Origin of the sequence: Corallococcus sp. CA049B, from assembly GCF_003611685.1 — a bacterium.
Classification (GTDB): domain Bacteria; phylum Myxococcota; class Myxococcia; order Myxococcales; family Myxococcaceae; genus Corallococcus; species Corallococcus coralloides.
The window spans coordinates 17,588-29,855 of the sequence record NZ_RAWC01000101.1 but is presented as its reverse complement, the minus strand read 5'-3'; the positions used below and the strand labels follow the sequence as shown (position 1 = coordinate 29,855).

General features: G+C 69.9%; 10 protein-coding genes. 3 read left to right on the top strand and 7 right to left on the bottom strand.

The features are described from left to right. Positions 1-567 precede the first annotated feature (567 nt). Positions 568-1,287, top strand: coding sequence for a DUF1775 domain-containing protein (locus tag D7W82_RS22015; protein ID WP_120620230.1), 720 nt, complete (start codon positions 568-570; stop codon positions 1,285-1,287). Positions 1,288-1,295: 8 nt separating this feature from the next. Further along, the gene (locus tag D7W82_RS40125) at positions 1,296-1,475 is read left to right on the top strand and encodes a hypothetical protein (protein ID WP_147439455.1); all 180 of its coding nucleotides are present in this window, start codon (positions 1,296-1,298) and stop codon (positions 1,473-1,475) included. Here D7W82_RS40125 and D7W82_RS22010 read toward each other — a convergent pair. The 7 genes from D7W82_RS22010 to xdhC form a co-directional block, all read right to left on the bottom strand. Beyond that, a complete protein-coding gene (locus D7W82_RS22010; protein ID WP_370451055.1) occupies positions 1,469-2,539 on the bottom strand; it encodes a hypothetical protein in 1,071 nt (356 codons plus the stop codon). The two genes, D7W82_RS40125 and D7W82_RS22010, sit on opposite strands and share 7 nt — an antisense overlap. A 235-nt stretch (positions 2,540-2,774) precedes the next feature. Further along, positions 2,775-4,502 carry a hypothetical protein gene (locus D7W82_RS22005; RefSeq protein WP_233587851.1) on the bottom strand — a complete coding sequence of 576 codons (1,728 nt, stop codon included), beginning with the start codon at positions 4,500-4,502 and terminating at the stop codon, positions 2,775-2,777. 127 nt (positions 4,503-4,629) lie between these two features. Further along, the gene (locus D7W82_RS40580) at positions 4,630-4,794 is read right to left on the bottom strand and encodes a hypothetical protein (RefSeq protein ID WP_158617706.1); all 165 of its coding nucleotides are present in this window, start codon (positions 4,792-4,794) and stop codon (positions 4,630-4,632) included. Between the two features lie 30 nt (positions 4,795-4,824). After that, positions 4,825-5,973: a methanobactin export MATE transporter MbnM gene (locus D7W82_RS22000; protein ID WP_120620228.1), complete on the bottom strand. Its 1,149-nt coding sequence runs from the start codon at positions 5,971-5,973 to the stop codon at positions 4,825-4,827. 17 nt (positions 5,974-5,990) lie between these two features. Then, positions 5,991-6,848: an MbnP family copper-binding protein gene (locus tag D7W82_RS21995; RefSeq protein WP_120620231.1), complete on the bottom strand. Its 858-nt coding sequence runs from the start codon at positions 6,846-6,848 to the stop codon at positions 5,991-5,993. Between the two features lie 84 nt (positions 6,849-6,932). Next, positions 6,933-10,766: a xanthine dehydrogenase molybdopterin binding subunit gene (xdhB, locus tag D7W82_RS21990; RefSeq protein ID WP_120620227.1), complete on the bottom strand. Its 3,834-nt coding sequence runs from the start codon at positions 10,764-10,766 to the stop codon at positions 6,933-6,935. Continuing rightward, positions 10,763-11,581 (bottom strand): xanthine dehydrogenase accessory protein XdhC, encoded by an 819-nt coding sequence (xdhC, locus tag D7W82_RS21985; RefSeq protein ID WP_120620226.1) that lies wholly within the window; start codon positions 11,579-11,581, stop codon positions 10,763-10,765. Before xdhC ends, xdhB begins: the two co-directional genes overlap by 4 nt. Before the next feature lie 155 nt (positions 11,582-11,736). Between xdhC and D7W82_RS21980 the strand changes: the two genes are divergently transcribed. After that, a complete protein-coding gene (locus D7W82_RS21980; RefSeq protein WP_120620225.1) occupies positions 11,737-12,180 on the top strand; it encodes a DUF2383 domain-containing protein in 444 nt (147 codons plus the stop codon). The last annotated feature ends 88 nt before the right edge of the window (positions 12,181-12,268 follow it).

Here is a 12,268-nt window from a genome sequence, read left to right as displayed (position 1 = left end):
CGGAATTCGGAGGGCGTCTGGGCCGTGAGCCACTTCATCGCGCGAACGGAGGGACATTCAAATGACCCCCAAGGTCGGAAACCCGGGGACCTCCCTTGTTCACGGGATAGTGCGCGGGGTGTCCGTGTAAACGTGACACATCGGATCATGCGACGGGAACACGCGGAGTGTATGGGTCCGCCTCCCGCGAGCGTCCTGTCGCGGCGAGATTGCCCGGATCTGACTGTGTCTTTGAATTGTCAGTGAAAATGGAATTTCTTGGATTCGCCTGTCGAGTGTTTGAGGAGGATACGGGGTGGGTCCGACACGTCCCTGCGCGTTCCTTCCCGGCGGCTCCATGACGCGGACGGGGTGATGCCCGGCGGGTGGGGCCGGAGGGCACGTCGCGGAGGATGGCCACGCCGCGGCGCAGCGGGGACTGCAACCGCCGTCACACCGAGCAGGGCGCTCCGGGGCGCATCGCGCTGCCGTGAGGATGTCCGGCGCGGGCGCTGCGACAAATGACCGCAGCGGTCGCGCCACGGGTGGCTGCTATCCGGGATGCTCACTTCTTCCCGGAGTCACCCGATGAAGTCTGCCCTGGGGCCGCTGTGTGTCGTCGCGGGTTCGCTGCTGTCCTCGTCCGCCTTCGCGCACGCCGCGGTGGCGGGGGCCACGCCTCCGTATGCCGGGGCGACCTTCGAAGCGGACATCACGGTGAGCCACGGCTGTGACGGCGCGGACACGTACAAGCTGCGGGTCCAGATTCCGGAGGGCGTGACGAACGTGCGCCCGGTGGACTCGGTGTTCGGCGCGGCCGAGGTGGAGAAGGACGCCTCTGGCAACGTGACAGCGGTGACGTGGACCCGGCCGCCGGGCAACGTGAAGCCAGCGGACACGCACTTCTTCCACCTGGGGCTGCGCATGAAGCTGCCCTCGAAGCCGTTCACCGCGCTGTTCTTCCCCACGACGCAGACGTGCAGCACACAAGGCGGCGCGCTGACGGTGGTGGAGTGGACGAACACGGCGGGCGGTGAGCACAGCCACGACGGGGACGCGGGCACGGGGCCTTCGGAGAACCCGGCGCCGTCGCTCTACCTGCTGCCCTCTCGGATGCCGGGCTGGAACCAGTACACGGTGGAGGAGCACGTGCACGACCTGACCGTGTTCAAGGACGCGCTCATCGTCTGGTCCGGCGCGCAGGCGTACAGCTTCAACCCCGTCACGCAGGCGCTCATCGAGAAGGAGCCCGGCGTCACCGCGCTCACGCAGATCCACCCCGGCACGGTCATCTGGGTGAAGTACTAGGAGCGACCATGCGCCACTGGCTCTTCGTGTTGTGTGTCGGTGTTCTTGCTGGCTGTTCGGACAAGCCCTCGCCGTTGCCCACGGGGCAGGGTGACGCGGGCACGGCCTCTGGCGTGGAGCGGCCGGGAGCGTTGGAGCGTCCGCCGCTGGAGCGGTTGCCGGACGACCTCAAGCCGCCGGTTCAGTAGCGGGCGTGGCGTTCCGCGACGCGGTAGAGCTGGGTGAGGGAGTGGTCCAACAGGGACTGGGTGGAGCGCATGTAGCGGTGGGCGCGGGCGAAGGGCAGCCAGACGCGATCACCGACGCGGACCTGGGCTTCCATCCATTGCTTGCGGGGGATCCACTGTCCGCCCAGGTGTTTGACCAGCACCTCGCCCAGGTAGGCCCCCACGGCGGGCACCGCGATGGCATCGATGTTGTGCCGCTCGAAGGTGTCCGGGAAGGTCTCCTTCCAGAAGTGGACGTCGATGTCCGTCAGGGATTCGGGGGACCCCTTGAGGACGGAGGGCACCGGCGTGTGGAGCAGCGCCACGAGGCGTTCCGCGAAGGACGCGTACTGATCGACGGCGGCCTTCGGGTCGGCCACGTCCGGAGGCAGGGCGGCGTCCACCGGGAGCCACTCGTCCGGTTCTGGCGGGACGTAGGCGTTGAGCTCCGCGATGCGCCGCTGGCGCTGGGCCAGGGATGCGTATTCGGGGAGACGTGAGAGCAGCGCGGCGACGTCCGGAGCGAAGCGGGGTTCGACGGGGGCGAGGGTCGCGCTTCGTTCGCGGAGGGTGGCCATCACCGTGTCGAAGTCGAGGTCCGGCCGGAGGTGGACCCATGCGCGGGCCTGGGCGACGCGAGCGGCTTCGCTGGCGAAGTCCGCGGCGGTGGGCCAGGTGACGAGGAGGATGGAGCCGTCGGGAAGCTCTTCGACGCGGTGGGCGGGCGTGGTGCGCATGCGCTCGCGGCCGACGGTGTCCACGAGCTTCGCGCCGAAGACGTTGAGCCAGCAGATTTCGTAGACCCTGTCGAAGCCGTCCTGGAAGGTCGTCTCGTCGTCTCGGCCGAAATTGGGGAAGTCCGCCAACTCCTTGTCCGCCGTGCTGTGAGCAGAAGCGTAGGTGACGGGGTAGTGGAGGGCCCATGCGCGGACCATCTCCAGGAACGCCCGGCAGCAGGCTTCGGCTCCGAACAGGTCGAGCGACTTCACCTCGACCCAGATGTCTATCGATGGCGACAGAGGTGGGAACGAGAGCAGGAGGGTCATCTCCAGCCCTGGCTTTGCCGTGCGATAAAGGCCGACGAGGGCACTTCGGTCCTCTCGCGATTCTGCCAGTGCCTTCATGACCGCCGCGTGTGTGTAACGGCGGCGTCGTTTCCCCTCGACGATGTCCGGCATCCATGGACCGGCGCCTGACTCAAGCGCGTCGAGGAAGGGAGTCAGCTCATTCTGGGGATCGGCGAGAGCATTGAAGCTCCCTTTGAATGAGAGGTGGAGATTGTCATTGGTCATGAAATTGAACCTCCACGTCTTGGAGCTTCACTCTGAGAATCTCCCGCACGGTCCTCAAGGTGTTCACACCGGGTTTCATGGGGCCACCCTCGTACACCAAGCGTACCCGCTGGATTCGCACGGTTCCCTCGAGCCCAGGTCGGCGGATGTTCACGGTCTCGCCGTAATACCGAAGGGCTGCACGTGCGTCCTCTACCATCTGCGCGACGAGTCCCTTCGTCTCCATCAGATGCATGTCACGGCTCTTGAAGCTGAGGGTCTCCATCCGGGGCGGTTGCCCTGACGGTGGCTTCGTTTCAACGATCATGGCGTCCGCGAAGCGCAGGTCCGCCTTCGTCATGCCCACATGCGTTTCGATGCGGGGTTCATCGAAGTCCTTGAGCCACCGACGCTGCGCTCGGGGCAGTGCCGCATCCGCCCGGAGTCGGGCGACCATGGTCCGCTCGAACATCAGCCCGCGGATGAACTGTCCGCGCAGGTCCAGGTATCCCTCCCAACGGAGGGGACCCCTGGCGGGCGTGCCCTGTTCCAGCTCCGCGAGCCTCGCCTCGCGATAGCTCACGTACTCAGTCCAGAGCGGGTGACCTTCGGCTCCCGGTGGTGCATCCCGCTCCGGTGGATGCTCCTTCAGGAAGGACACATCGCGGGACAGGCGGGGACCCGTGGCCTCCCACTCCACCTGCGCGAGCCGTGCCTCCAGGACCTCTGGTGGCACTCCCGCGAAGTCCTTCGACAGGGCAGAACTGCCGGTGCCCTTCTGTGCGGCTCCCGGACGTTCGCGGCTTGCCTCCGCCAGCAGGGCCTGGGCCTTCGCCGGGTTGCCCCGGGCCTCGTAGAGCGCCAGCGCTCCGGCTTCTCCCCACTCGGCGGCGAGGAAGGCGCCTTCCCGGCTCGCCCTGAGCTGACGCAGCAACTCCCGCGTGGCGTTCACTCCGAGCTGGTCCTCCAGTCGCTCCACCGCGGCCTTGAGCGCCTCCAGGTCGAAGACGGGCCGTTCTCCTCGCAGGGCCCGTGCGCCTTTGCCTCCCGCGTACAGCGCCACCATGAGCGCGGCGGGTGCCAGCTCTCGTGTGGCCTGTTCGTACCGGCCCTTCGCCAGTGATGTTGCACCCTGGGCCGTTCCCGCGAGCAGGTGGAAGAAGCCCATCGGGACGCCGAACGTCAGGTGATCGAAGCCACCTCGCACCACGTTGCCCGGTGAGAAGTGCCCTGCCATCAGGGCCCGCTCCACCGCGTCGAGCGCTTCCTGGTACGGCGGCGGCAATTGCGCGCGCTTCGCGGAGAACTCCACGTAGCGGGCCCCTGCGCTCACGTCGGTGCTGGACAGCGCGTCACGCCCCGCACGGCCCAGGCCCCGCAGGACGTCACCGGCTTGCTCTTCCCGCTCCGGATGCGCCGTGACCTTCAATCCCCGGCGCAGCAACTCCTCGCGCACGGCGGGCATGCCACCCAGCGTCTCCCCGAGCTGCTTTTCGCGGGCCAGGTGCTGGACCCACTCGCGCAGTTCATCATCAAAGCTGGTGTGCAGGATGAAGAGGGCGAACACCTCCGCGCGTGGAGGTCCGTACTGCTCGACCGCGCTGACAAGGAAGGCGGCACGTTTGCGCTGAAGGATGCCGGAGGCCGTCGCGTCCAACGGCCCCAGCGCCCCCAGCCGGACGGCGTCCCAATCATCGAGGGACTCCACCAGCCGGGGCATGTCCACCCGCCGTTGCATGGCCACAAAGGCCGCTGGCGAGGCACAGGCCAGGAAGGGCGCGAGGCGCTGCTCACTGCGCTCCAGGTCGGGCCAGCCTCGCGGCAGGGCTCGACCGCCACAGGCCCATCCCTTGTCGTCACGGGCCTCAGCGGAAGCCTTCCGGGCCCCTCCAGCCCACGGCCTCCATGAGGACCGTGCCGCCGCAGTGCCGTAGCCCCAGGTACCTCCATGGGACGGTGACGAAGCACAGCCCGCGAGGAGCAGGGCCAGGCACGCCAGCACCACCCACCGTCGCACGAGGAATCGCCATGGCTGAATCACAGCCGATGACGATACCGGCTCACGGCACGGTGGCGGGGTCCGCGAAGCGCGGGTCGGTCAGGAACGCCGTGTCCGTGAGCGACTCCAGGAACGCGATGACGTCCGCCTTCTCCTCGGGCGTCAGCTCGAAGCCGCGCACGAAGGCGCTCTGTAGGGGGCTCGGCTGTCCGCCGTTCGCCGCCCTGGCCCGGCCTCCCGCCGCGTAGTGGTCCAACACGTCGGAGAGCGTCTCCACGCTGCCGTCGTGCATGTACGGTCCGGTGACCGCCACGTTGCGCAGCGACGGCGCCTTGAAGCGCCCCATGTCCTCTGGACGGAACGTGATCTCGAAGAGGCCTGTGTCCCCGGCGGGATACGCGCCCTGGCCGTCCTCGTTGTAGAGCCCCGTGTTGTGGTACGGCAGCACCGGCTCCGCCGTCGCCTCGTGCACGGTCGCGTCCTGGAAGTTGAAGCCGGAGTGGCAGTGGTCGCACTCCAGGCGCTCGGACAGGAACAGCTGCAAGCCCCGCTTCGCCGCGGGACTCAGCGCGTCCACCTCCTTGCCGTACAGATAGCGGTCATACGCCGACGTGCCGGAGATGAGCGACCGCTCGAACGCGGACAGCGCCCGCGTGAGCGTGGCCAGCGACACCGGCGTGGACTCGTTCGGGAATGCCTCCGCGAAACGCGCCGTCAGGTCCGGATCCGCGCGCAGCCGCTCCAGCAACACCTCCTGTTGATCCGCGAAGCCCAGCTCCACCGGCTCCCGCCCGAACAGCGGCACCAGCGCCTGGGCCTCCAGCGTGGTGAGCGCGGAGTTGGCCCAGGTGAGGCTGGTCGCGTACGCCACGTTCGCCAGCCCCTGCCCGTTGCGGCGGTGCGCCTGTCCCGTGCTGCCCACCGCGTGCACGCGCCCGTCCGTGAAGGCCCGGGCCTGCTCGTGGCAGGAGCCGCAGGACTGCGTGCCGTTCAGCGACAGGCGCTTGTCGTAGAAGAGGCGCCGGCCCAGCTGGACCTTCGCCTCCGACATGGGGTTGTCCTCTGGCACGCGCGGCTTGGGGAAGCCCGCGGGCAGCTGCCAGTCGTAGGGCGCGGGCTCCTCGGTCGGCCCCGAGGGATCCGCGCAGCCCGCGGCCCACAACGCCACCGTCGCCAGGGCCTTCCACGCCTGTCCTTGTCGTCGTGCCACGTCGGACGTCCTTCCTGCTACTCGGCCCGGATGAAGGTCTGCGCGGCCGGGTTCGCCGCCTGGCCGCCGAAGGCCAGCCCCAGGCGCTCGAAGAAGGGGCCGCAGTCCGCGTCGGTGGGGGACGACATGCATCCCGCGGCCGTGCCCGGCGTGTTCACGTCCAGGTTGGAGCCCGCGAAGAGCGTGCCCAGGTCCATCACCACCTTGTTCTTCGCCACGTCGAAGCCGTCCAGGTGGAACTCCGGACGGTTGTTGTTCGCGCACCCGGCCGTGCCCTGCGTCTGGCCCTCGGGCGGCGGCGCGCAGGCCGTGCTGCCCAGGTGCATGACGTGCTCTGGAAGGCCCTGCGTGCGGCCCTCGATGCGCGTGAAGAGGAAGCCGCTCTGCCAGTTCCAGTGCAGGCCCGTGTCGTCCATCGGCTTGCCGAGCGTCGTGGGGTCGCCGTGGTTCAGGTCCTCCGGGATGCCCAGCGTGAAGCGCAGGCCCGTGTAGTCACCCTGGGGCGCCGTGCCCTGGATGGACGCGTTCATCCCCTCCGTGCCCTGCGTGCACAGCCCGTCCTTGTTCGCGAAGTCCAGCAGCACCACGCCCGAGTGCTGCCACGTGCCGTCCTCGGTCAGCGTCACGGGCACCTCCTTCCCGTCACGCGTCACCAGCCGCACGTCATGGACGTACACGCGGAAGTCCATGGGCTCGTACGTCGTCCCCGTGGTCCCGACGTTCGTGTACGTCTTTCCACAGGCGAACGCCTCCGTGCCCACGCGGGCGACGACGGGGAGGTCCACCGTCAGGACTTCGGGTTCATCCTCTCCACAGCCGAGCGCACCTGCGAGGGCCAGCGGAAGGAGGAGGCGGGAGCGGAGCATGGAGCGCATGGGAATCATCCTTGGAAGGTGCTCCCGTCTAACGCACCGGCCGCGCGGGCATGCCGTGGCATGTTGCCGCACCCGCCCCCTGCCTCAGGCCACCTCGCGCGCTTCGTCTGGAACCGGAAGCCCCGCGCCCCTCGCCTTGCGCCGCTGGATGGCCAGGAAGAGGGCCTCGTGCGTGGCGGGCGAGGGCAGGTCCACGTCGCCGCCCGGCGCTCCGAAGGCCGCCACCGCGTCGCGCAGCGCCTCCCGCACGGACAGGGCCAGCATCAGCGGCGGCTCGCCCACGGCCTTGCTGCCGTGGATGGTGCCCTTCTGCCCGGCCCGCTCCATCAAGGCCACGCGCAGGTCGATGGGCGCGTCGCTGAACGCGGGCACCGCGTAGGTGCTGGCGGAGTGCGTGAGCAGCCGCCCGTTCGCGTCCCACTTCAGCTCCTCGCCGGTGAGCCACCCCATGCCCTGCACGAAGGCGCCCTCCACCTGACCCCGGTCCAGGCCGGGGTTGAGTGAATCCCCCACGTCCTCCAGCAGGTCCGAGCGCAGCACGCGCTTCATGCCCGTGTCGCCGTCCACCTCCACCTCGCTCACCGCCGCGCCGTAGGAGAAGTAGAGGAACGGCTTGCCCCGGCCCAGGGTCCGGTCGTAGCCGATGCCCGGCGTGCGGTAGTAGCCCGTGACGGACAGGCCCACGCGGTCGCGGTAGGCCTCCTCCACCACGGACGCGAAGGGCAGCCCCTGGTCCGGCCGCGACGCCGCGCAGATGCGCCCGTCCTCGAACACCAGCGCGTCCGGCGACACCGCCTGCCCGTGCAGCTGCACCAGCATGCGCGCGGCCACCGGGGCCAGCCGCTCGCGCACCTGGATGCAGGCCTCGCGCACCGCCGCGCCGTTGAGGTCCGAGCCGCTGGACGCCGCCGTCGCGGACGTGTTGGGCACCTTGTCCGTGGCCGTGTGCGCCACGCGTACCAGCTCCGCGGGCAGGCCCAGCTCGCGCATGGCCACGCCCTGAATCTTGGTGTGCAACCCCTGGCCCATCTCCGTGCCGCCGTGCGACAGCAGCACGGAGCCGTCGCGGTACACGTGCACCAGCGCGCCCGCCTGGTTGAGGAAGGTGGCGGTGAAGGAGATGCCGAACTTCATCGGCGTGATGGCCAGGCCGCGCTTGATGCGAGGGCTGGACGCGTTGAAGGCCTCCACCTCCGCGCGGCGCTTCGCGAAGTCGGACGACTCCATCAGGTCGTTCCACAGCTTCGGCAGCCGGTTGTCCTCCAGCTCCTGGCCGTAGTGCGTGGTGTTGGTCTCGCCCACGCCGTCGTAGAGGTTGCGCTGGCGCACGGCCTCCGGGGCCAGGCCCAGGGTGCTCGCGATGCGCGCGAGGATGTCCTCCATCACCAGCATGCCCTGCGGTCCGCCGAAGCCGCGGAAGGCCGTGTTGGAGACCAGGTGCGTCTTCGCCACGCGGCCGGTGTAGCGCACCGACGGCACGTAGTAGCCGTTGTTCAGGTGGAAGAGGGCTCGGTCGGTGATGGACTCGGACAGGTCCAGGGACCAGCCGCCGTTGGACGTGAGGTCCGCCTTGAGCGCGAGCAGCCGGCCCGTGGCGTCGAAGCCCACCTCCCAGGCCGCGTGGAACGGATGGCGCTTGCCGGTGACGACCATGTCCACGTCGCGGTCCAGCATCCACTTCACCGGCCGGCCCGTGTGCACCGCCGCCAGCGCCACCAGCGCCGCGGGCGCGTTGCCTTGCGTCTCCTTGCCGCCGAAGCCGCCGCCCATGCGCGGCGCCTTCACCACCACGCGGCTGCGCGGCACGTGCAGCACGTGCGAGATGATGGCCTGCACCTCCGACGGGTGCTGCGTGGAGGACGTCACCGTGATGTCGCCTTCATCGCCCACCTCCGCGAAGGCCGCGTGCGTTTCCAGGTAGAAGTGCTCCTGGCCGCCCATCGTCAGCTCACCGGCCAGCCGGTTCGGGCTGGAGGCGAGCGCGCTGTCCACGTCGCCCCGGCGGATGACGTGCGGGTCGGTGTGGAAGCTCTGCTGCTTCAGGGCCTCGGCCAGCGTGAGCACCGCGGGCAGGGGCTCGTAGTCCACCACCACCTGACGGGCGCCCTCGCGGCAGGCCTCGGGCGTCTCGCCGACGACGAGCGCCACCACCTGCGCGTGGAAGAGCACCTCGTCCTTCGCGAGCAGCGGCTCGTCGTGGCGGATGGGGCCCGTGTCGTTCATGCCCGGGATGTCCTCCGCGAGCAGCACCTTCACCACGCCGGGCACCTTCAGCGCGGCGCTGGCGTCGCGGCGGAGGATGCGCGCGTGCGCGTGCGGCGACAGCACCGGCCACACCGTCAGCATGGGCCGGCGCTGCGCGAGGTCGTCCACGTACTGCGCGCTGCCCGTCACGTGGCCCAGCGCGCTCTCATGGCGCAGCTCGCGGCCCGCGTCCGCGGTGGCGCAAGGAGCGCCCGGGGCGAAGCGGGGACGTCCGTCCAGGGCGGGGCTGCGCGCGCCGGACGCGAACTTCTCCAGGAGCGACACCACCAGCCCGCGCCGGTACTCCGCGCTGCCGCGCAGGTCCGTGAGGGGCGTGAACTCGCGCTCCAGCGTGGCGCGCACGCGGGCCACGGCCTCCGCGTTCCACGGGTGCCCCACGAGCTGGGCCTCCGTCTGCTTCGCGCGCGCCGGAGTGGCCGCGACGCCGCCGTAGCCCAGCCGCGCGGTGCGCACGAGGCCCAGCGCGTCCGTCTCGATGCAGAAGCCCGCCGCGACGATGCTGATGTCCAGCTCGCGGCGCTTGGACACCTTGAAGCTGTCCGAGTGGCGCGTGAGCCCGCTGTCCTTCGCCGGGGCGTGGGGGATGACGACGAAGCGGACCACCTCGTCCGGCTGGAGCGCCGTCTTGCGGTAGGCGAGGAAGAAGTCCGACAGCGCCACCGTCCGCTCGCCGCGCACGGACGCGAGCACCAGCCGGGCGTCCAGCGCGAGCAGCACCGGCGCCGTGTCCCCGATGGGCGAGGCAGTCACCAGGTTGCCCGCGAGCGTGGCGCGGTGGCGGATCTGCCGCGAGGCGAAGACGTTGAGCATCTTCGCCAGCTCGGGCACCTCGTGGCCCAGCGCGTCCTCCACGTCCACCAGCGACGCGGCGCCGCCCACGTACCAGCCGTCCTCCTCGCGGCGGATGGCGCGCAGGGCCTCCACGCCCTCCGTGGAGATGAGGAACGGATAGCGGCGGGACTTCTTGGTGATGTCCACGCCCAGCTCGGTGGCGCCGGCCACGAGCATCGCCTCCGGGTGCAGGGCGCGCAGCGCGAGCAGGTCCTCCCAGGTGGTGGGGCGCAGGAACAGGCCGTCACGCGCCTCGTAGCGCAGGGGCGCGGTGGGGGAGGGCGGCCCCTCCAGCGAGACACAGGGGAGCCCGGGGCCCGCGCCCTTCGCGTCGCGGGTGGCGAGCGCGTCCACCATCGCGTCGCGGATGGGGCGGTAGCCGGTACAGCGGCAGATGTTGCCGCAGAGCTGATCCGCGATGGCCTCCGGCGAGCCCGCGTCCTTGCGACAGTACGCCTCCACCATGGAGACGACGAAGCCCGGCGTGCAGAAGCCGCACTGCGAGCCGTAGTGCTTCACCATGGCCTGCTGCACGGGGTGGGGCGCGGCGCGGCTGCCCACGCCCTCCACGGTGACGAGCTCGCGCCCGGCCACCATGGGCAGCAACGCGATGCAGCTGTTGAACGCGCGCAGCGTCTTCTGGCCGCTCACGTCCCGGTCCACCATGGCCACGGTGCAGGCGCCGCAGTCGCCCTCGGCGCAGCCCTGCTTCGTGCCCGTCAGGCCTCGCGCGCGCAGGTAATCCAGCAGGGGGGTGTTGGGCGACGCGTCGTCTACCTGGACCGTCTGGCCGTTGAGCCGGAACTCGAAGGGGGTGCTCATTCCCCCGAGGATAGCAGGGGCGCGGGCGCTGGCTGAGCGCCTGCTTCCTGGGCCAGCCCATGATGGCGCTGGAGCAGCCCGGCCGCGATGCTCACGGCCACCTCTTGCGGTGACTTTCCCCCGGTGGGCAGCCCCATGGGGCACTGGACGCGGCCCACCTGCCGGGCATCCATGCCCTTCGCCTCCAGCCGCTGCCGGAAGCGTGCCCACTTCGTATCACTGCCGATGAGCCCGATGTAGCGGGCCGGCTTCTGGATGGTGAAGGCGATGATGTCCTGGTCCACGTCGTGCCGGTGCGTCATCACCGCCACGTAGGTGCGCTGTGCGTCCCAGACCGCGCGCGACGCGAAGTCGTCCCACGCCTCCTCGTGACGCACCACGCCCGAGGGCACCAGATGGGACTGGACCCACTCGGCGCGTTCGTCCACCAGGTGCACGCGAAAGGGGGTGCCCTCCAGGATGCGGCACAGCGCCTGTCCCACGTGGCCGGCGCCGAAGAGGTACAGCTGGGGCCCGTGGTTGACGGGCTCGACGAAGACGTCCACGACTCCTCCACAGCACTGCCCCAGCTTCGCGCCCAGCGGATAGCGGAACGTGCGCGCCTCGCCCCGGGCCAGACACGCGCGGGCGTCCTGGAGCACGAGCTGCTCCAGGTGACCGCCGCCAATGGTGCCGTGGAAGGTGCCGTCCGCGCGCACCAGCAGCTTCGCGCCGGGGGGCGCGGGCGTGCTGCCCTTGCATTCCGTCACCGTCACGACGGCGAACGGCGTGTCCTCCCGTGCCCACTCCGCCAGCTGGTGAACCCAGTTCCACATGCCAACCGGGAGTCTGCCATGGCCGCCGCCCCGGTGGCGCCTTCACGGACGCCTGCCCTGGGAACGGGGAAGCAAGCCCCCGTTGCCGGGCCGGGAAGGCACACCACCTTTTGCGCCAGACGTTTTCAACCCATCCGAATCAAGGAGATGACGTCATGGCCAATGCCGCCGCTGAACTCGAGACGCTGAACTCCTTCCTGCGGGGTGAAATCTCCGCCGTGGAGACCTACCGGCTCGCCTCGAAGCACATCGAAACCGAGGTCGCGAAGACGGAGGTGGAGGCCTGCCTCCACGACCACGAGAAGCGCGTCGAGGCCCTCAAGGAGCGCATCGAGAAGCTGGGCGGAAAGCCCGCGGATGGCTCCGGTCCCTGGGGCATCTTCGCCAAGGTCGTCCAGGCCGGCGCGGACCTGCTGGGGGAGAAGCGCGCCATCGACGCGCTGGAGGAGGGCGAGGACCACGGCCTGAAGGACTACAACCGGGACGTGGACAAGCTGCACGGCGAGGCGCGCACCTTCGTCCGGCAGCAGCTGCTGCCCTCGCAGAAGCAGACGCACGCGCGACTCAGTGCGCTGAAGAAGAACCCGACCCTGCACTGAGCGTAGGGGTTGCGCGGTGCCGGACATCCCAAGGTGCCCATCCGGGTTGAGGGGATGGGCGCCTTGTGGTGCATCACACGTCCCTGCA